Annotated in this window: 20 protein-coding genes; 10 read left to right on the top strand and 10 right to left on the bottom strand. The window is 68.0% G+C overall.

The genetic code is table 11. The features are described 5' to 3' along the window. Positions 1–7 precede the first annotated feature (7 nt). The 8 genes from H9Q09_RS08685 to H9Q09_RS08650 form a co-directional block, all read right to left on the bottom strand. Positions 8–928 (bottom strand): ABC transporter permease, encoded by a 921-nt coding sequence (locus H9Q09_RS08685; RefSeq protein WP_024350125.1) that lies wholly within the window; start codon positions 926–928, stop codon positions 8–10. Continuing rightward, positions 925–1830, bottom strand: a complete 906-nt coding sequence (locus tag H9Q09_RS08680) for an ABC transporter permease (RefSeq protein ID WP_187390712.1) — start codon at positions 1828–1830, stop codon at positions 925–927. Before H9Q09_RS08680 ends, H9Q09_RS08685 begins: the two co-directional genes overlap by 4 nt. Then, positions 1808–2410 carry an ANTAR domain-containing protein gene (locus H9Q09_RS08675; protein ID WP_187390711.1) on the bottom strand — a complete coding sequence of 201 codons (603 nt, stop codon included), beginning with the start codon at positions 2408–2410 and terminating at the stop codon, positions 1808–1810. Before H9Q09_RS08675 ends, H9Q09_RS08680 begins: the two co-directional genes overlap by 23 nt. After that, entirely contained in the window at positions 2407–3534 is a 1128-nt protein-coding gene (locus H9Q09_RS08670) for a transporter substrate-binding protein (protein WP_187390710.1), read from the bottom strand. The genes H9Q09_RS08675 and H9Q09_RS08670 overlap by 4 nt, the downstream gene beginning before the upstream one ends. Positions 3535–3744: 210 nt before the next feature. Next, a complete protein-coding gene (locus H9Q09_RS08665) occupies positions 3745–3921 on the bottom strand; it encodes a hypothetical protein (RefSeq protein ID WP_187390709.1) in 177 nt (58 codons plus the stop codon). Between the two features lie 91 nt (positions 3922–4012). Continuing rightward, a complete protein-coding gene (locus H9Q09_RS08660; protein ID WP_210315280.1) occupies positions 4013–4462 on the bottom strand; it encodes a DUF3305 domain-containing protein in 450 nt (149 codons plus the stop codon). A 2-nt stretch (positions 4463–4464) separates the two neighbouring features. Beyond that, complete coding sequence (locus H9Q09_RS08655) at positions 4465–5475, bottom strand: DUF6352 family protein (protein WP_187390707.1); 1011 nt, start codon at positions 5473–5475, stop codon at positions 4465–4467. A gap of 22 nt (positions 5476–5497) precedes the next feature. After that, a complete protein-coding gene (locus tag H9Q09_RS08650) occupies positions 5498–6043 on the bottom strand; it encodes a DUF6505 family protein (RefSeq protein WP_187390706.1) in 546 nt (181 codons plus the stop codon). Between the two features lie 401 nt (positions 6044–6444). On the opposite strand from H9Q09_RS08650, the gene H9Q09_RS08645 reads away from it, so the two are divergent. The 9 genes from H9Q09_RS08645 (at position 6445) to H9Q09_RS08605 (ending at position 15735) form a co-directional block, all read left to right on the top strand. Beyond that, positions 6445–8175 (top strand): 4Fe-4S dicluster domain-containing protein, encoded by a 1731-nt coding sequence (locus H9Q09_RS08645; RefSeq protein ID WP_187390705.1) that lies wholly within the window; start codon positions 6445–6447, stop codon positions 8173–8175. Then, positions 8156–8965, top strand: coding sequence for a DUF3306 domain-containing protein (locus H9Q09_RS08640; protein WP_246716067.1), 810 nt, complete (start codon positions 8156–8158; stop codon positions 8963–8965). Before H9Q09_RS08645 ends, H9Q09_RS08640 begins: the two co-directional genes overlap by 20 nt. A 111-nt stretch (positions 8966–9076) precedes the next feature. Beyond that, on the top strand, positions 9077–9721 hold the full coding sequence (locus tag H9Q09_RS08635) for a molecular chaperone TorD family protein (protein WP_187390703.1): 645 nt from the start codon (positions 9077–9079) through the stop codon (positions 9719–9721). Then, the gene (locus H9Q09_RS08630; protein WP_348646290.1) at positions 9718–10002 is read left to right on the top strand and encodes a twin-arginine translocation signal domain-containing protein; all 285 of its coding nucleotides are present in this window, start codon (positions 9718–9720) and stop codon (positions 10000–10002) included. The genes H9Q09_RS08635 and H9Q09_RS08630 overlap by 4 nt, the downstream gene beginning before the upstream one ends. A gap of 7 nt (positions 10003–10009) precedes the next feature. Continuing rightward, entirely contained in the window at positions 10010–12946 is a 2937-nt protein-coding gene (locus H9Q09_RS08625) for a formate dehydrogenase subunit alpha (RefSeq protein ID WP_187390702.1), read from the top strand. Between the two features lie 15 nt (positions 12947–12961). Continuing rightward, entirely contained in the window at positions 12962–13558 is a 597-nt protein-coding gene (fdh3B, locus tag H9Q09_RS08620) for a formate dehydrogenase FDH3 subunit beta (RefSeq protein WP_009210530.1), read from the top strand. 1 nt (position 13559) lies between these two features. Beyond that, on the top strand, positions 13560–14633 hold the full coding sequence (locus H9Q09_RS08615; RefSeq protein ID WP_187390701.1) for a formate dehydrogenase subunit gamma: 1074 nt from the start codon (positions 13560–13562) through the stop codon (positions 14631–14633). Between the two features lie 5 nt (positions 14634–14638). Beyond that, the gene (locus tag H9Q09_RS08610; RefSeq protein ID WP_187390700.1) at positions 14639–15550 is read left to right on the top strand and encodes a hypothetical protein; all 912 of its coding nucleotides are present in this window, start codon (positions 14639–14641) and stop codon (positions 15548–15550) included. Continuing rightward, positions 15547–15735 carry a hypothetical protein gene (locus tag H9Q09_RS08605; RefSeq protein ID WP_187390699.1) on the top strand — a complete coding sequence of 63 codons (189 nt, stop codon included), beginning with the start codon at positions 15547–15549 and terminating at the stop codon, positions 15733–15735. The genes H9Q09_RS08610 and H9Q09_RS08605 overlap by 4 nt, the downstream gene beginning before the upstream one ends. A 177-nt stretch (positions 15736–15912) precedes the next feature. Here the strand turns inward: H9Q09_RS08605 and H9Q09_RS08600 are convergent, their stop codons facing one another. Together H9Q09_RS08600 and H9Q09_RS08595 are read right to left on the bottom strand one after the other, a co-directional pair. Next, positions 15913–17049: an HPP family protein gene (locus H9Q09_RS08600; protein ID WP_187390698.1), complete on the bottom strand. Its 1137-nt coding sequence runs from the start codon at positions 17047–17049 to the stop codon at positions 15913–15915. Between the two features lie 415 nt (positions 17050–17464). Then, positions 17465–17917, bottom strand: a complete 453-nt coding sequence (locus tag H9Q09_RS08595; RefSeq protein ID WP_187390697.1) for a MarR family transcriptional regulator — start codon at positions 17915–17917, stop codon at positions 17465–17467. 160 nt (positions 17918–18077) lie between these two features. On the opposite strand from H9Q09_RS08595, the gene H9Q09_RS08590 reads away from it, so the two are divergent. After that, positions 18078–18752, top strand: a complete 675-nt coding sequence (locus H9Q09_RS08590) for a glutathione S-transferase family protein (RefSeq protein ID WP_187390696.1) — start codon at positions 18078–18080, stop codon at positions 18750–18752. The last annotated feature ends 42 nt before the right edge of the window (positions 18753–18794 follow it).

Below are 18794 nucleotides of genomic sequence, written 5' to 3'. Positions count from 1 at the left end.
TCAGGGGTCACTGGAGCTTGATCCGGGGATCGATGAACGGAGAGACGAGATCGGCGAGCAGATTGCCGAGCACGATGGCGCAGGCCGAGACCAGCGTGACGCCCATGATGATCGGAATGTCGACGCGCTGGATCGCCTGCCAGGCGAGCTGGCCGATCCCGGGCCAGCCGAAGACGCTTTCCACGACGACGATGCCGCTCATGAACAGGCCGATGTCGATGCCGATCATCGCGATCACGGGCAGGATCGCATTGGGCAGGGCATGCCGGAACAACACGGTGTAGCGGGCGAGGCCCTTGGCCCGCGCGGTGCGGATGTAATCCTGGCGCAGGACATCGATCATCGAGGACCGCATCATCCGCGAGTACCAGCCGGCCCCCAGGATCCCGAGCGTGACCGAGGGCAGGACGAGATGCGAGAAGGTGCCGTAGCCGCCGATCGGGAACCAGTCGAGGCGCACCGCGAAGACGTAGAGAAGCAGGAGGCCGACGACGAACTGCGGCGCCGAGACGCCGACGAAGGAGCCGACCATCAGCGTCTGGTCGGTCGCCGAGCCGCGCTTCAGGGCCGCCACCAGCCCCATGGTCAGGCCCAGCACCAGTTCGCAGACGATGGCGCCGAGCATCAGCAGCAGCGTCGCCGGCAGCCGTGCCGCGATCAGCTCCGAAACCTCCGAGCGCTGCAGATAGGAGCGCCCGAAATCCAGCTGCACGAGACCGAGCAGATAGCGGCCGTACTGGACGAGGAAGGGCTGGTCGAGGCCGAGTTCGCGGCGGATGTTCTCGACGGTCTGGGCCGTGGCGCTGCGGCCGGCGATCTGGCGCACCGGGTCGGCCGGGAGCAGATAGAGCAGCGCGAAGGTGATCAGCGACACGCCGAGCAGGATCAGGGCCGACTGGATCAGCCGACGGGCGAGATAGGCGATCATGACAGCCGCCCCCGCTGGGTGGGATCGAGGATGTCGCGCATCGCATCGCCGACGAGGTTGAAGGCCAGCGCCAGCGCCAGGATGGCCGCGCCGGGGAAGAACACCAGCCAGGGCGCCGCCTGGAAATAGGTCTGGTTCTCGAAGATGATGTTGCCCCAGGACGGGGTCGGCGGCTGCACGCCGACGCCGAGATAGGACAAGGTCGCCTCCAGGAGGACCGTGGTCGAGATCCCGAGCGTGCCCCAGACGATGATCGTCGGCAGCAGGTGCGGCAGGATGTGGCGGAACAGGATCCGCGGCGTCGAGGCGCCGATGGAGCGCTCGGCGTCGATGAACTCGCGCTCGGCGAGGGAGCTGGTCTCGGCGAAGACGATGCGCGCGGTCTGCACCCAGTTGACCAGCGCGATCACCATCGCGACGATCCAAAGGCTCGGCGACAGCACGGCGGCGAGGCAGATCGCCAGGAGCAGCGCCGGAAACGCCATCATCAGATCGGTGAAACGCATCAGGACCGCCCCGATCCAGCCGCGGAAGAAGCCGGCGGTCACGCCGACCAGAGTGCCGATGATCAGTGCGACGCCATTGGCGACGATGCCGATAATCAGGGATGTGCGGGCGCCGTAGAGCATGCGCGTCAGGAGATCGCGGCCGAGCAGATCGGTGCCGAGGACAAAGGCGCCGCCCGGCGCCATCGGCGCGCCCTGCAGCGTCAGCCCGTCGAAGAGCTGGTCGTTCGGATCGTAGGAGGTCAGCCAGGGCGCGGCGATCGCGCCGACGACCGTGACGACGATCAGCACGAGGCCCATCACCGCCAGGGGCCGGCGCAGCAGCTGCGCCAGGACGCCGGCCGGCTTTGCGACCACCACGGGCGCCGTCGGCTCAGAGACGAGTTCTGCGCTCATCGCGACCTCCCTCTTCGAGTGCCAGGACGCGGCGTGCCGCCTCTTCCATCGTCGTTTGCCAGCTCATGGCGAGCGCCCGCAGCTGGGCATAGGCCCGCTCCTCGCCGACACCGCCAGCGCTGAGCGCCACGGCGGCGCGCACGATCGTCTGGCGTTCGGCAACCCGCCCCTTGAGGCCGCGAACCTCGTCGGCCAGGCTCCGGCGCGCCTCGAAGCCCTGCCGGGCGATCAGCAGCGCCGAATAGATGCCGGAATTGGCCACCGGCTTGACGAGGTGGGAGTGGGCGCCGTGCGACAACGCCCATTCGATGCGTCCGGGCGCCTCGGATCCGATCAGCGCGATCATCGGCATCGGGGCCTCGCCCGGCGTCCACGGAAACTGCGCGTCATAGCCGAGATCGGCGTCGAAGAAGATGAAGTCGGCCGCCAGCGCGTCGGCCGGCAGGTCCGGCCAGCATTCGACGGGATCGAGCCCGATCGCCGCCAGCTGGCGAACCAGCGCGGCAGTGGTCGCGTGCGGCGGGTGCAGCACGAAGGCCCTGGCCCCGCCGAGATTGGGGATACGGCTGCGGCGGGTCACGAGACGGCTCGCAGCGAAGGACGCGGGAAGATCCGCGCCGGATCGTAGCGCGAGAGATAGGGGTCGGGATCGACCCGCTGCGCGCTCTCCTCCACCACGTCGAACCCGCCGTCCCGCACACGACCGATGCGGATCGGCAGGCTGGCATGCTGGGTCTGCGGGTCGATCGCGATTTCGCCGAAGGGCGTGGCGAACCGCCGGCCGGTGAAGTCGGGAATGCGGCGCGCCGCCCCCGCATCGGCAGCAAGCCGGTCGGCAAGGACGAGAACGGCGCTGTATGCGGCGGCGAAGAAGGACGAGGGCCGCGACGTGAAGGCCGGGTCCGTGGCCTGGCTCGGCCAGGGCTTTGCCCTGTCGTGGAAATACGGCCCGACGGCGATATGGCCCTCTGCCGCGGCGCCGATCGCCGGCAGTTCGATCTCCGTCAGATTGCAGGAGAGGATCGGGCAGGACGCGGCGGCGAAATGCGGATCTTCCCGCGCCAGCTCGTCATAGGCCGCGAAGAAGGCATAGGAGGACGGGCCGATCAGGTGGTTGAGGATGAAATTCGGCCGTGTCGCCCGGATCTCGTCGATCAGCCGGGACACGTCGGTATCGCCAAGCGGCAGATAGCGTTCGCCGAGGACGCGTCCGCCGGCATCGCCAACCAGATCGCGGGCGACGCGATTGGTCTCCCAGCCCCAGATGTAGTTCGAGCCGACCAGGAAGGCGTCGGCGCCGAAGCGCGGCACGACATGACCGAGCAGCGGCACCAGATGCTGGTTCGGGCAGGCATTCATGTAGACGACGTGGTCGTTCGTTTCGAAGCCCTCGTAAGGGCAGGCATACCAGAGGGTCCCGCCGGTCTTCTCCAGCACCGGGATGACCTCCTTGCGGCTCCAGGAGGTGATGCACCCGATGACATGGCGGGCGCCGCTGTCGCGCAGGATTTCCTCGCAGAGCGGCGCATAGCGATCGACCTGCCCTTGCGGGTCGCGCTCGACGGGCACGAATTCGATGCCGAGCGCCGAGTCGCGATTGACCGCCGCGATGGCGCTCATGGCGCCGGCGCGGCAGGCGTCCGACAGCAACTGGTAGTTGCCGGAGCGCGAGTAGAGAATGCCGATGTCTATGCGTTGCGTCACGTCGATCCCACAAAAAAGCCCCGCCGCCCGTCGACAGGAATCGACGGGCGGGCGGGGCTCGAATGCCGTCCGGCGAACAAGGCCGGTATGTCAGGTCAGCGTAGCAGGGAGCGAGGCCGAGTCAAGCACTTCTGCCTCGCACCGGGCACGCCTATTTTTTGAGCGTGGAGCAGCCGTGACGCTGCAAACCGACCGTGCAGTCCAGACGGTTTAGCCTTCGACCTCGGGTTCTTCGTAGTTGACGATGTCGCCTTCGGGCGCGTTCGAGGCTTCGGATCCGTAGAAGCCGATCACCCCGACAATGATGAAGAGCACGACGCCGATGGCGACGATAATGCCGGTTTTCCCTGCCATGTCGATCTCCCTGGCTTGCGTTTTGCGCAGCAATGTCCCTCCCCGTGCGCGGGTTCCCGGACGCTTAGCCACCGAAGGATAAGGTTCGACGGCCCGGAGCATGGATCCGTGCGCAACCAGAGGGTTACTGGCGCTTGCGCTTGGTGAAGACGCGTTCGACATGGTGGGTTTTAACGAAAGCGGCGAGACGTTCGGCGATCTCCGGCGGCATCGGCGCGATCTCGACCATCAGATCGCCGATCTCGGTCAGGGATTCGCCCTCGGCCGGATCGGCGGTCACCGAGATGAGCCGGATCCCGGGCTCTTCGTCGGTGAGGGCCAGGGTCACCCAGAGGCCGGGGCTGCCCGAGGTCAGATTGTCGCGGTAATTGCCGGTCTCGACCCGGTGGAATTCTACCGACCGCGCGCCGGCATAGAGCAGCACCGCCTCGCCGTCGTGGCCGAGGACATGGCCCGGCTCGGTGCCGATCGCCTCGGGAATGATCGCCACGATGCGCCAGGCATGGTCGACCCAGGGGCTCTTCGACGGCCGCCGCTCGACCACCACCCCGACGCGGAAGGTCGGCGCATCCATGCTCACGCCACCTCCGCCGGCGAGCGCAGCGGCAGGCCGACAACAAGGTTCTGCGGCTTCAGCCGCACGACGCCGTCCTTCGGCCTGGCGAGGAACAGCCAGACCGGCCGCGCGCCGATGGCCGGCAGTGCCTCGGCCGGATCGGCGAAGGTCAGGGCGAAGATGCCGATGATCTTCTCCAGATCGGCGGGGGCCACCGTATCGCCGCGCCAGACCTGGTTGCCGATCCGGCTGGCCTCGGCGTCGAGCCCGACGAACCAGGCCCAGTCGTCGTCATCCACGCGGGCGACCGGCTCGACCTTCACCCGCACCCCGAGAAGATGCGCGATCCAGCGCTCGATCGCCTCGGCCAGGCCGGCCCGCGCGGCCGGACCGGAAGCGAAACTCAGCACCAGCTCGAAGGCTTCGTCGCGATGGAAATAGGAGGCGGCGTTCTCGGCATCGAGGACGTCGAGTTCGCTCACCGTCGGCTCGGCGAACATCGCCAGGAGCGGCGAGGCATGGCGATCCTGCTCCTGCATCTCGACGATCTCGGCATCGGCGAGAAGCAGGGCGCCGTCATGGACGCTCGCCCGCTGCGGCCGGAAGAACAGCTCGGCCGAACGCAGGACGAACGGGTCCGCGCAGCCATCAAGTGCGTTGCGCAGAACGACCTGGGCGAGCTGGTTCACGAACAGATGCGGCGTGCCGGACATGTCGCCGCGCACCAGCGTCAGATAGGCTGCCTCCAGCGTCGGCGCGGCCATGAGCCGGTCGCGGAAGGCCAGCATCACCTGCCAGTTCTCGCGCGCATCCGCATCGTCGAGCCCGGCGATCTCCGCCTCGCTCACCGGACGGCGGGGATCGGCCAAGAGGCTTGCATGCAGCGCCAGCTCGGCGGCGCAGGCCTCGGGCGGCGGCACCAGTTCGGGCCGGGCGAAATAGGCCTTCAGGAATTCGTCGGTCAGCAGCAGATGGCCCGACGCATTGCGGTCGAGAAGCTGATGGCCGCAGGATACCCAGAACTCGCTCATCTCGTCTCTCCAGCGTCCGGGTTCATGGCTGCGTCTTGCCGAGGGTGCGGATGTCCACATGCTCGGCATAGGCGTCGTCGTCCTCGTCGATCTCGACGAAGCCGAAGGCGCGGGAATGGTCGACGGCGCCCTCGCGCCGATGCAGGGTGCGGAAGCGCTCGCGAATGTCGCCATTCTCGACGCTGCGCTGCACCGCCAGCATGGTGTTCACCGGGTGGTCGCAGAGCGAGGCGGCAAAAGCCACCTCCTCTTCCGCCGCCGGCCGGGCGGTGGCGACATCCGGTGCGCCGAGATGGGTCACGAGATGACGGGCCAGTTCCTCCACCACCGCGTCGCGCTCGGCCTCGCTCGCCTCGCTGACGATCGCCAGGGTCGACCAGCCGAAACTCGCAACGCCCAGAAGCCCCGAGCGGAACGCCTGGCGCTCCTTGCCCTCGAGGGAAGCGACGTCGCGGTTCCAGAAGCGGAAGGTGCCGCTGACGGCCCATTCGCCGGGTTCGGCCGCGTCCGTGAAGACGAAGGCGTCGGACGGGTCCATGCGGATCGTGCGCGGCAGTTTCAAAGCCATGGGGCCCCCTTTGCGGCGCGCGCCGTAACGGCGGCGTCATGGCCGCAGCGAGCGGCCGGCGCTCCCCATCGCGCATCGGCCCATCGCTGTCCAGCCGCCCCGCCTCATACCAATCCGGCGCCCGGGAACGCCTTGACGCGGGAAAACGCCGCAGGCGGAGCGGCGCATCGGGACCGGTGCGGAAGACGCAAGGGCGGTGGCCGCCCGCCTTGCGGGTTCCAGATGAGGAGACAAGGCCGCGAAACGAGCGGTGATCGAGCCCGAGGGTCGATGGCGACGACATGAAAAAACCACGTGATACTATTGACTTGCGCCAGTTTAAAATCGTTCTACGCCAACGGTGGACGGTGAGACAACCGGCTGCCTGAAATGCCGTACACGCCCGAAGGATTGCGTCCATCGTGACCGATACGCCAGCCCATACCGGCCCCCGCGACACAGCCGAGGCGGCGCTCGCCGCCCTGCCCCCGGCGCAGCCGCCGATCTTGTCCCTCGTCAGCGACGGCACCATCCTGATCTGCGGCGACGGCGCGGCCGCGATCGATGCGGGCCTGCGGCTGGCAGCGTCCCTCGACGTGACGGTACTCCTCGACGATGGCGGCCTGACGCCGGTGCCCGATGGCCTGCCATTTCCGGTGGCGCGCGGCCGCATCGCCAGCGCCAGCGGGCATTTCGGCGCCTATCAGGCCGTCGTGGACGGCTACATGCCGCCGGACGGCATGGCGCTGCCGCGCGACGGCGCGGTGTCGCGCTGCGACGTGATCCTCGATCTTGCGGCCCGGCCGCCGCTGTTTCCGGCCCATGAGGCGCGCGACGGCTATCTGCGCGCCGATGTCGCCGACCCGGCCGCCCTCGACGCAGCGATCGCCGAAGCGTCCGAGCTCGTCGGCGAATTCGAGAAGCCGCAATATATCGCCTTCCGCAAGGAGCTCTGCGCCCATTCGCGCTCGTCGATCACCGGCTGCACCCGTTGTCTCGACGCCTGCGCCATGGAGGCGATCGCCCCGGCCGGCGAGCATGTGACGATCGACGCCTATGTCTGTGCCGGCTGCGGAAATTGTGCCGCGGTGTGCCCGACGGGCGCGGCTTCCTACACGCTGCCGACGGTCGACATGCAACTCGACCGCCTGCGGACGCTCCTGACCAGCTACTGGGCGGCGGGCGGCCGTGACCCGGTCGTCCTCTTCCATGACGGTTATGTCGGTCAGCCGCTCATCGACGCCGCCGGTCCGACGCTGCCGGCCCACGTGCTGCCGATGGCCGTCAACGAGATCAAGCAGATCGGGCTGGAAAGCCTCGCCGCGGCGTTCACCTACGGGGCGGCCGGCATCGGTATCCTGGCGCGGCGCGCGCCGCGGAACGGCATTGCCACCCTTGCCGGGACCGTCGATCTGGCCGGCGCCTTTGCGGCCGCGCTCGGCTATGGCGAGGATTCCTGCCGGATCCTCCATGCCGATACGCCGGACGAGATGCTCGCCGAACTCGCGGCCCTGCCGCTCGGCCATGCCGCACCGGCGCCCGCCAGCTTCGCCCCGGCCGGCAGCAAGCGCGAGCTTCTAGAGCTGAGCCTGCGGATGCTGCACCGGGTCGCGCCGGCGCCGGTCGAGCAGGTGGCCCTGCCGGATGGCGCGCCCTTCGGCAAGGTTCATGTGCAGACCGACGGCTGCACGCTGTGCCATGCCTGCGTGACCGCCTGCCCCACCGGTGCGCTGTCGGCTAGCGAGGACCGGCCGCTGCTCAGCTTCTCCCATGGCGCCTGCGTCCAGTGCGGCCTGTGCGAAGCGACCTGCCCGGAACAGGTGATCACCCTGGAGCCGACGCTCGATTTTACCGCCTGGAACGCACCGCGGCAGATCCTCAAGGAGGAAGAGCCCTTCTGCTGCATTCGCTGCGCCAAGCCCTTCGGCACGAAGAGCACGATCGAGCGGATCATCGCCAAGCTGGAGGGCAAGCACTGGATGTTCGCCGGCGAGAATGCCCGCCGTCTGGACGCGATCCGCATGTGCGAGGACTGCCGGGTCGAGGCGGTGCTGAACGAGGGGATCGACCCCTATGCCGGCACCGCCCGGCCGAAGCCGCGCCTTGCCGAGGATCACCGGGCACCGACAGATTTTGACGGCCACCGACATTGATGCGGCCCACACCCTCGACCCGCTCGGATCGCAGGCTAGTTTTCCCTGCGGCAGATCAGGAAGCACGAACAGGACGGCAAGGACGACCGGTTTGAGCAGTGATTTCCTCTCCCGCTGGTCTCAGCGCAAGCGCGAGGTCGCCGACGCGGACCGCACGGCCGCCGCCGGAGCGGATGCGGGCCCCGACGCCGAGGCCGCTGGCGTATCGCTTGAGCACGCTGCGCCGGGCGACGCACCGCAGGCCGCTGTCGATGCGCCGATCACCGCCGAGGAACTGGCGGCGCTGCCCGATCCGGAGGATCTGACCGCCGCGTCGGACATGACGGCGTTTCTGCGCAAGGGCGTCCCGGCCTCCCTGCGCAACCGCGCCATGCGGCGGCTCTGGTCGCTCGATCCCGCCATCCGCGACTATGTCGGTGACGCCAGAGACTATGCCTGGGACTGGAACGTGCCCGGTGGCGTGCCGGTCTCCGGGCCCTTGTCGGCGACGACCGACGTCAAGCAGATGGTCAAGGACATCTTCGGCCGCGAAAAGGCTGCGCCCGCCGAGGCCGAGGCCGCGGAGCAGACTGTCGCGGCGGATCGAAGCGCCCCCTCCGAATCGCCGCCGCCCATGACCTCGGCCGACGCTGCGCAGGCGGGGCCGAACGAAACGGTTTCCGCCGCGTCCGGCCCACAGGATTCGGCTCTACCGGAGACGCCCGAAACCATGCCCGAAACCGCTGCGGAAACAGCTCAGCAAGCTCCGCGAAACCGGCCGCTGCGACATGGCAGCGCGCTGCCGATTTGAATAGCCGTCAACGAAACTGGAATGGTTCAAAAGAGGCTTGCACAAACCCCGGAACCATCTAGGTTCTCGTTCCAGATCAACGGGTAACCGGACACCCATGAAAGCGCCACGATGACCGACGGGCCTTCCGAACCGAGCGCTCACGACGTTGCCGCAACGGCGACGGCGCCCTTGCGCGCGGCGCTCGATCCGGTCGACCAGTTCCGGGTCCAGCATTACGGCCTTCTCGCCGTTCTCATGGCCCGCGAACCGAGCGCCGAGACGCTGGCGCTGGTCGCCGGCCTCAGCGGCGACGCGACCCCCCTCGGGCGCAGCCACGCGGCGCTGGCCGAGGCCGCCCGCCGGGCCGATCCGGCACTCCTGGAGCGCGAGTATTTCGACCTCTTCATCGGTGTCGGCCGCGGCGAACTGGTGCCCTACGGCTCCTATTATCTGACCGGATTCCTGCGCGAGAAGCCGCTGGCCCGCCTGCGGCAGGATCTGGCGCGGCTGGGCATCGAACGCTCCCGCTCCCTCGTCGAGCTCGAGGACCATGTCGGCGTCCTCTGCGAGACCATGGCCGGGCTGATCGACGGGCGCTTCGAGGCCCCCGAGGGCGCTGCCCGCGACTTTTTCGCCCGCCACATGCAGCCGTGGATGGGCCGCTTCTTCGCGGATCTGGAAACGGCCCGGTCGGCGGATTTCTACCGCTGTGTCGGCCGTGTCGGCCGCAGCTTCATGACAATCGAGACCGAGTCGCAGGCGCTGGTCGCATGACAGTGCCGCGAAACGACTGCACGGCCCGCGCGCCGGCAGGGAAATGGGAGACGACCATGGCGACGGACAAGCCTGATCTCAATCGACGCGCCTTCCTTCGCAAGGCCACGGGTGCGGCTGGCGCGGCAACCGCGGTCGCCGTGACGGCGCCGGCCTTCGTCGACGAGGCCGAGGCCTACGATCCGGGGACCGACGAGACCCAACCGAAATATCAGCCCGACAGCCCGGACGTTCAGGCGTTCTACCGGACCAACGGCTACGAAACGCTGCAGGACAAGTGAGGCGGACATGCTCACCAAACGCAAGGCCGGTCAGCCCGGCCAATTCTGTTCTTCCGTCTCGTCGACCCGTCCTGCCGGACTCGATCGCCGCGCCTTTCTGAAGCAGTCGGGTCTCGCCGTCGGCGGCCTCGCCGCCTTCGGCTCCATGATGCCCGGCGCCGTGCAGAAGGCCGAGGCGGTCAGCGCGCCGATGCCCGGCGTGCCGATCGAGATCAAGAAGAACATCTGCACCCACTGCTCGGTGGGCTGCACGGTGACCGCCGAGGTGCAGAACGGCGTCTGGACCGGCCAGGAGCCGAGCTGGTCGAGCCCGATCAATCGCGGCACCCACTGCGCCAAGGGCGCCGCGATCCGCGAGATCGTGCATGGCGACCGGCGGCTGAAATACCCGCTGAAGCTGGTCGACGGCCAGTGGCAGCGGCTGTCCTGGGAACAGGCGATCGACGAGATCGGCGACAAGATGCTGGAGATCCGCGAGGATTCCGGCGCCGACGCCATGTATCTCCTCGGCTCGGCCAAGTTCACCAATGAAGGCGCCTATCTGTTCCGCAAGTTCGGCGCCTTCTGGGGCACCAACTCGGTCGACCACCAGGCCCGCATCTGCCACTCCACCACCGTGGCCGGCGTCGCCAACACTTGGGGCTACGGCGCCCAGACCAATTCCTACAACGACATCCGCAACGCCAAGACCATGATCATCATGGGCGGCAATCCGGCGGAAGCGCATCCCGTCGCGATGCAGCACGTCCTGGCCGGCAAGGAGCTGAACCGCGCCAATCTGATCGTCATCGATCCGCGCTTCACCCGCACCGCCGCCCACGGCACCGAATATCTGCGCCTTCGCGCCGGCACCGACATCCCGGTCATCTGGGGCATTCTCTGGCACGTCTTCGAGAATGGCTGGGAGGACAAGGAGTTCATCCGCACCCGCGTCTACGGCATGGACGAGGTCCGCAAGGAAGTCGCCAAGTGGACGCCGGAAGAGGTCGAGCGGGTCTCGGGCGTGTCCGGCGAGCAGCTGAAGCATGTCGCCTATCTGTTCTCGCAAGAGCGGCCCTCGACGCTGATCTGGTGCATGGGCGCCACCCAGCACACGGTCGGCACCGCCAATGTGCGCGCCTACTGCACCCTGTGCCTGGCCACCGGCAATGTCGGCAAGCCGGGCACCGGCGCCAACATCTTCCGCGGCCACACCAATGTGCAGGGCGCGACCGATCTCGGCCTCGATGTCACTTCGCTGCCGCTCTATTACGGCCTGACCGAGGGCGGCTGGAAGCATTGGTCGCGGGTCTGGGAAGTCGAATATGAGTGGCTGCAGAGCCGCTTCGACGAGGTCCCGGCCAAGGGCGGGCGCGAGCCGCGCACCCGCAAGGAAAACATGGAGACGCCGGGCATCACCTCGACCCGGTGGTTCGACGCGGTCAGCATGCCGCCGGAGGAGATCGACCAGCGCTCGCCGCTGCGCGGCATGTTCATCATGGGCCATGGCGGCAACACCGTCACCCGCATGCCGGAAATGCTGCAGGCGCTGGAGAAGCTGGAACTGCTGGTGGTCGCCGACCCCCATGCCACCACCTTCGGCGCCATCAAGGGCCGCCGCAACGGCACCTATCTCCTGCCCATCGCCACCTCGCTGGAGACCGACGGCTCGCGCACCGCGTCGAACCGGTCGCTGCAATGGGGCGAGCAGATCGTCGAGCCGGCCTTCGAATCCCGCGACGACTACGCGGTGATCCACGACTTCGCGGTCAAGCTCGGCTTCGCCGACCGGATGTTCAAGAACATTGCGGTGGAGAACAGCAAGGTCTCGGCCGAGGACATCCTGCGCGAGATCAATCGCGGCGGCTTCTCCACCGGCTATTGCGGCCAGTCGCCGGAGCGGCTGAAGGCGCATATGCGCAACCAGGACAAGTTCGACCTGGTCAGCCTGCGCGCGCCGGCCGACACGCCGGAAGTCGGCGGCGAATATTACGGCCTGCCCTGGCCGTGCTGGGGCACGCCGGAGATGAAGCATCCGGGCTCGCCGATCCTCTACCGCACCGACGTGCCCATCTGGGAAGGCGGCGGCACCTTCCGCGCGCGCTTCGGCGTCGAGCGGAACGGCGAGACGCTGCTGGCCGAGGATTCCTATTCGGAGGGCTCGCAGCTCACCGACGGCTATCCCGAGTTCAATTACGGCATCCTGCGCAAGCTCGGCTGGGACGCCGACCTGCGGCCGGAGGAGCTGGCGACGATCCAGCGGGTCGGCGGCGACAAGGTCGACGCGGTGAGCTGGGCGACGGACCTTTCGGGCGGCATCCAGCGCGTCTGCATGGATCACGGCGTCATGCATTACGGCAACGGCAAGGCCCGGGTGGTCGCCTGGAACCTGCCCGATCCGGTCCCGGTGCACCGCGAGCCGATCTACACGCCACGGCCGGATCTCGTCGAGAAATACCCGACCCGGCCCGACGAGCGGCAGTTCCGCATCCCGAATATCGGCTATTCCGTGCAGCAGGCCGCGATCGAGCGGAACGTCGCCGGAAACTTCCCGATCCTGCTCACCTCGGGCCGGCTCGTGGAATATGAGGGCGGCGGCGAAGAGACCCGCTCCAACCGCTGGCTGGCGGAGCTGCAGCAGGAGATGTTCGTCGAGATCAATCCGGCCGATGCCACCGCCCGCGGTGTCGAGGACGGGCAATATGTCTGGGTCTACGGCACGGAGAACGACGCGAAGACGCGGGTGAAGGCGCTGGTGACCGAGCGCGTGGCGCCCGGCGTCGCCTTCATGCCCTTCCACTTCTCCGGACATTACCAGGGCGAGGACTGGCGCGAGCACTATCCGGCGGGCACCGACCCGATCGTGCTCGGCGAATCCGTCAACACCATCACGACTTACGGTTTCGACCCGGTCACCGGCATGCAGGAGACCAAGGTCGTGCTGTGCCAGATCGCGGCGGCATAAGGGGAGCGACAGACAATGGCGCGGCTTAAATTTCTCTGCGACTCCGATCGCTGCATCGAGTGCAATGCCTGCGTGACGGCGTGCAAGAACGAGCACGACGTGCCCTGGGGCATCAACCGGCGTCGCGTGGTGACGCTGAACGACGGCAAGCCGGGCGAGCGCTCGGTGTCGATGGCCTGCATGCACTGCACCGATGCGCCCTGCGCGGCGGTGTGCCCGGTGGATTGCTTCTTCACCACCGAGGACGGCGTGGTGCTGCATTCCAAGGATCTGTGTATCGGCTGCGGCTACTGCTTCTACGCCTGCCCGTTCGGCGCGCCGCAATATCCGCGCGTCGGCAATTTCGGCTCGCGCGGCAAGATGGACAAGTGCACCTATTGCGCCGGCGGTCCGGAAGCCGACAGCTCCGAGGCGGAATACGCCAAATACGGCAAGAACCGCATCGCCGAGGGCAAGCTGCCCATGTGCGCCGAGATGTGCTCGACCAAGGCGCTTCTGGCCGGCGACAGCGACATCATCGCGACGATCTACAAGGAGCGGGTCGCCAAGCGCGGCTACGGCACCGGGGCCTGGGGCTGGCAGACAGCCTATCGCGAAACGATCGAGGCCTGAGATGGCGACGATGACCACGCTTCGCAGCATTCTCGCCGCCGGCGGCCTGGCGCTCGCCCTCCTGGCGACGCCCGTTGCCGCCCAGCAGGGCGACGACAATCTCGCGCCCCAGAGCGACGTCGCACCGACCGACGGCGCGCAGGCCGATCCCAGCGGCCAGAACCCCACCGCCGAGGCGCCGACCGAGCAGCAGCTCCTCAACGCGCTGCAGGGCGGCCAGATCAGCGGCCGGGTCAGCATCCCGGATAGCAAGGCCGCGGTGCTCGAGCAGCCCGAGGGGCGCGACTATCAGAGCTTCCATGAAGGCTGGCTGCCGTGGATCGGCGCCATCGCCATCATCGGCATGGTCCTTGCGCTTGCCGCCTTCTACTTCTCGCGCGGGCGGATCATGATCGAGGACAGCCCGGAGGTCGGCCGCAAGCTGCTGCGCTTCAGTTTCTTCGAGCGCCTGAACCACTGGATGACCGCCACCGCCTTCATCCTGCTGGCGATCACCGGCCTCAACTACGTCTTCGGCAAGCGGCTGCTGTTCCCGCTGATCGGACCGGACGCCTTCTCGACATGGAGCTACTGGGCGAAATACGTCCACAATTTCGTCTCCTGGGCGTTCATGGTCGGCCTCGTCTTCATGATCATCGTGTGGATCAAGGACAATCTGCCCAGCCGCACCGACATTCGCTGGATCCGCGAATTTGGCGGCTTCGTCGGCGACAAGCATCCCCCGGCGCACCGTTTCAATGCCGGTCAGAAGATGATCTTCTGGTCGGTGACGCTGGGCGGCCTCGCCCTGTCGATCAGCGGCCTCCTGATGCTCTTCCCCTTCTCGGTGCTGAACATCGAGGGCATGCAGATCGCGCAATATGTCCACGCCACGGTCGGCATGGTGCTGATCGCCATCATCATCGCCCATATCTACATCGGCTCGCTGGGCATGGAGGGCGCCTACGACGCCATGGGCAACGGCAAGGTCGACCTCGCCTGGGCTCGCGCCCATCACAGCCTCTGGGTCGAGGAAGAGCAGGCCAAGACCGCCAAGGGACCGCAGCCGATCCCGCAAACCCATCCGGCGGAGTGAGCACCATGCGCCACAGTCTCATCCTACTCTTCGCCACCACGGCGCTGGCCACGGCCGCCGTCGCCCAGACGGCACCGGAGCCTACCCCCGAAGCGCCGCAGGCCCCGGCGGCAAGCGAGGCTCCGGCCGCGAACGCCCAGCAGGCGCCCGCGCCCGACGGCACGCAGCCGGCGGAGCAGAATCCGGCGGTCGAGGCTGCTCCGGCAGAGCCCGCGGCGAATGCCGGCACCGCGACACCGGCGCCCGGCGCAACCGGTACGGACACGGCCTCGTCCGGCCCCGCCAATATCTGCACCGAGCTGGTGGCGTTCCTGACCCCGGCGCCGGCCGAGGACGCAGCCGCCACGCCCGGCCAGCCGGCTGCCGCTCAGGCGAGCGCGGACCAGGCTCCTGCGGCGCAGGCTGGTGAGGCATCAGCGACGCAGCCGTCGGCCGAAAGCGGCACGGACCAGGAGCCCGCCGGTGGTGCGGCCTCGGACCAGCCGCAGCAGCAGGCGACAAGCAACGGCAAAGCGGCGGCTGAGAACGAGCAGCAGGCGGCTGGCGTGCCCGACGGCAACCAGTCGGGCTCGGCCCAGGAAGCCTCCAACCAGGCCGGCGCCGCGGTCGAGGCGCCCAGCGACGCCAATGCGCCGGCTCCGAAGGCCGGCAATGCCGACAACGCGCCGCAGACCTCGGGTCTCAGCGCGCCGATCCCCGAGACGCCCGAAGCGACCAAGAAGCAGCCGGACATGACCCTCGCCGAAGGCCAGGCACTGGCCGATGCCAACGATATCGCCGGGTGCCATGGCGCGACCCGCGAGATGCGGCGCGCGGGCGTCGACCTGCCCCCGGCGCTGATCGCGCTGGCGGCGCTCGACCTGCAATATCAGCAGAACGCGGCGCCGGCAGCGCCGACGACGGGAGACGCGCGTTGAAGGCCATTCTCATCGGCATCGCGATCGCCGCCGTGATCGGTGTGGTCGCCGGGCTCGTCCTGCCCATGGCGCAGGTCCCGGCCTTCCAGGCCTACGCCACCGACAGCGTCCGCGTCGGCAATCCCGGCGAGAACCTGATCGGCCCCGAATTGGACGAGGCCGCCGAGGACCAGGAACGCCATTGATCCGACGCCCGGTCGCCATCGCGGCCGGGCGCGGGACATGCGGGCCGCAGGCGTTGCCTGCCCTGTGGCGCTGCCAACGGTGACCTCAGGGCGGTCACCTCCAGGCAAATCAGCCCAAGAAGCGCCCCGCCGTGGAAGCGGCCTACCCCCTTCCTGTCGCTCAGACGTGGTCGCCTCTCACCCCGGCTGAGGACGACCGGCCGGATATTGCGCCAGAATGCTGTGTGCGAGCGCGGCGATCAGATCGGTGCGGGTGACGACGCCGACGATCCGCTCGTCCTCGATCACCGGCACGGCATCGGTCTGGCTTTCGGCCATCAGATGGAAGAAGGCGGCCACCGGGGTCGAGGGCGCCGCGCGCGGGCTTGCCGTATCCATGATGTCTTCCGCCCGCAGGCGCCGCTTCCCTTTGCCGAGCAGCGACCGCGTATCGCTCCCTCTCAAGACGATCAGGTGGATCTGCAGGATCACGCCGAGGAACCGGCCATCCGCAGTCTGGACGGGCAGCGAGGTGAAGCGGTGTTGCGCGAACAGCGCCGTGATCTCTGCAAGCGAGGCTTCCGGCCCCACCGTGACGAGGTCGCGCGACATGAAGTCCGCAGCGACGGTCGGATCGATCCTGTGGGTCGCGGCCTGCATCTGCGCTGCGCCGATCAATCGCGCCAGATCCTCGACCCCCAGATTGAACGATTGCCGGTATCGCTCGAGGATGTTCGTCAGCTCCGCGCTCGACAGCCCAAGCCGCTCGAATGGTTGGCGATCCACCGTTCCATGCGGGTTCGGGTCGTCGAACTGGCGGAACGGATAGCGCCTGCCGGTCATCCGCGCGTAGACGATGGCGATCAGAACCAGGAGCGCGGTGCCGAGGGCGACCGGCGTGAGGGCGAAGCGGAACCCCAGTTCGGCGATGGTCTCGGGGTTCATGGCCGCCGTCATCGCGACCGCGCCTGCCGGTGGATGGACGGCGCGGCACAGGATCATCGCCGTGATGGCCAAGCCGACGGCAAGCGCGATGCGCAGGGCGGGATCGGCGACAAGAAGGCAGACCGCGACGCCGACCAGCGCGGCGATCGTATTGCCGCCGATCGCCGACCACGGCTGCGCCAGCGGGCTGTTCGGAACCGCGAAGAGGAGGACCGAACTCGCACCGAACGGGGCGATCAGGTACAATCCGAGTTGCAGATCGCCAGTCGGCGCCAGCACCAACAGGCCGCACAACGCCAGACCGATGAAGGCGCCGGTTCCGGCCCGAACGGCTTCCATGGGTGTCGTCTGCGGCACGGCCGGGCCGAAGGATTTCAGGAATGACGGCATCACGGTCCTTCACGGGTTGAAGCGACCGGGATCGCAGGCGCCGTCCGCCCCGGCAAGGGATGGAATTTCGCCCGACGCGACAAGTGTGCAACGCCATGCTTTCGTCGGTGCCGCGAGCGTTCCCACGGCGTCAGCTCTCTTGAGCCGTCTCACGACGCCGTCTGCCTGCCGCGGCAAGGGCGGTGCAAGATCGGGCCGCGACCGCGGTTTCTAGAGCCAGTGAGAGCACCGAAACCCAGTGCTTATGGGTGTCCCCGCGGCTGACTGCGAGGGAGCGCATCCAAGGGACCGCCGGCGGCGAACCACCGTGCATGCCCGAAGACCTCATTTTTCGGCAGAGCAGGTCCACCTTCGCGACAGCCGCATGCCGCCGACGCACCGCATGCGACGGGTCGGCCGCTGGCGGAATTCGCTCTCACGCCAGCGCATCCAGCCCTGCGCGCACGGCATCCGGGTCGGGGACCGCGGCCTCGACTGCCGCCTGGGTCGTGTGCCAGAGCGGCACCGCCTCCGCGAGGACGGCCCTCCCCTCCGGCGTCAGCGAGAGCAGCCTCGCCCGTCGATCGGCGGGATCCGGCGTCACCGTCAGGAGGCTGCGTTTCTCGAGAAGCTTGATGTTCGCCGTCAGGGTGGTGCGATCCATCGCCAGAAGCTCGGCGACGGAACCGAGCGTCGGCGGCTTGGGGCGATTGAGCGACATCAGCAGCGAGAACTGGCCGCTGGTGATGCCGACGCCGCGGAACGCCTCGTCGAAACGCCGCGCCATGGCGCGCGCCGCGCGCTGTGCCCGCAGGCAAAGACAATGATCCCGGACCAGAAGCGTGGTCTCGTAGGGAACGGGTGTCGGCGAATCGCTGAACGTTGACATGACCTCTTTATGTTGATATCAACATTTTAGTCAAGCAGATATGCGGCGGCGCCGGAATGGACCCGGTCTGTGGATCACCAGGAGCGCCGTGCCGATACCAACCGTCAGGTCAACGCGACGCCCGGTCGTGCACGACCCGGCAAGGCTTGAGGACGCGACCATGCAGAACTCCACCATCGGTGTGACGGCCTATGACTGGGTGCCGTCCTTCGCCCAGGGACTGGTCCGCGATCTGCGCGTTCGCTGGGCGCTGGAAGAAGCCGGGCTCGCATACAGGCCGATCATTCTCGAACAGGGGTCGCAGCGCGGCGCGGACAATATCGCCCGCCAGCCCTTCGGCCAGGTTCCGGCGATGGAGATCGACGGGCAGACCATGTTCGAATCCGGAGCCATCGTCTGGCGGATCGCCGAGGCGAGCGACAGGCTGCTGCCGTCCGATCGCCACCAGCGCGATCTCGCCCTCTCCTGGGTCTTCGCCAGCCTGAATACGATCGAGCCGCCGATTGCAGCGCTTGTCGATCTCGACTTCTTCGCCGGCGACGCCGATGCGGCAGCGAAGCTGCGCGATGGCGCCATCAAGTCCGTCGACAAACGTCTTAAGCAGCTTCAGGCAGCGCTTGGCGATCGCGACGGCCTCCTCGGCGAATTCTCGGTGGCCGATCTGATGATGACGGCGGTGCTGCGCATCCCCCGCCACACCGACATTCTCCAGAATTTTCCAGCGCTCGACGCCTATGTCACGCGCCACACGGCGCGTCCGGCCTTCCGCAAGGCCTTGGCCGATCAGCTGGCCCCGTTCCGGGAGAATGCGGCGCGATACGAGCGCGCGGCCTGAGCCCGAGGATTTCGGACAGGGGACGCCTTGCATAGCGTGCGG

The organism is Aurantimonas sp. DM33-3 (genome assembly GCF_014334315.1).
Lineage (GTDB): Bacteria > Pseudomonadota > Alphaproteobacteria > Rhizobiales > Rhizobiaceae > Aurantimonas > Aurantimonas coralicida.
This window is presented reverse-complemented; position numbering and strand designations above follow the sequence as displayed.

What these genes read in the sequence shown, in the direction of transcription:
- fdh3B (WP_009210530.1), top strand. Translation starts at nt 12,962, where the DNA reads ATGGCGCGGCTTAAATTTCTCTGCGACTCCGATCGCTGCATCGAGTGC.
- H9Q09_RS08625 (WP_187390702.1), top strand. Translation starts at nt 10,010, where the DNA reads ATGCTCACCAAACGCAAGGCCGGTCAGCCCGGCCAATTCTGTTCTTCC.
- H9Q09_RS08685 (WP_024350125.1), bottom strand. Translation starts at nt 928, where the DNA reads ATGATCGCCTATCTCGCCCGTCGGCTGATCCAGTCGGCCCTGATCCTG.
- H9Q09_RS08600 (WP_187390698.1), bottom strand. Translation starts at nt 17,049, where the DNA reads ATGCCGTCATTCCTGAAATCCTTCGGCCCGGCCGTGCCGCAGACGACA.
- H9Q09_RS08590 (WP_187390696.1), top strand. Translation starts at nt 18,078, where the DNA reads ATGCAGAACTCCACCATCGGTGTGACGGCCTATGACTGGGTGCCGTCC.
- H9Q09_RS08635 (WP_187390703.1), top strand. Translation starts at nt 9,077, where the DNA reads ATGACCGACGGGCCTTCCGAACCGAGCGCTCACGACGTTGCCGCAACG.
- H9Q09_RS08610 (WP_187390700.1), top strand. Translation starts at nt 14,639, where the DNA reads ATGCGCCACAGTCTCATCCTACTCTTCGCCACCACGGCGCTGGCCACG.
- H9Q09_RS08660 (WP_210315280.1), bottom strand. Translation starts at nt 4,462, where the DNA reads ATGGATGCGCCGACCTTCCGCGTCGGGGTGGTGGTCGAGCGGCGGCCG.
- H9Q09_RS08650 (WP_187390706.1), bottom strand. Translation starts at nt 6,043, where the DNA reads ATGGCTTTGAAACTGCCGCGCACGATCCGCATGGACCCGTCCGACGCC.
- H9Q09_RS08630 (WP_348646290.1), top strand. Translation starts at nt 9,718, where the DNA reads ATGACAGTGCCGCGAAACGACTGCACGGCCCGCGCGCCGGCAGGGAAA.
- H9Q09_RS08655 (WP_187390707.1), bottom strand. Translation starts at nt 5,475, where the DNA reads ATGAGCGAGTTCTGGGTATCCTGCGGCCATCAGCTTCTCGACCGCAAT.
- H9Q09_RS08680 (WP_187390712.1), bottom strand. Translation starts at nt 1,830, where the DNA reads ATGAGCGCAGAACTCGTCTCTGAGCCGACGGCGCCCGTGGTGGTCGCA.
- H9Q09_RS08595 (WP_187390697.1), bottom strand. Translation starts at nt 17,917, where the DNA reads ATGTCAACGTTCAGCGATTCGCCGACACCCGTTCCCTACGAGACCACG.
- H9Q09_RS08615 (WP_187390701.1), top strand. Translation starts at nt 13,560, where the DNA reads ATGGCGACGATGACCACGCTTCGCAGCATTCTCGCCGCCGGCGGCCTG.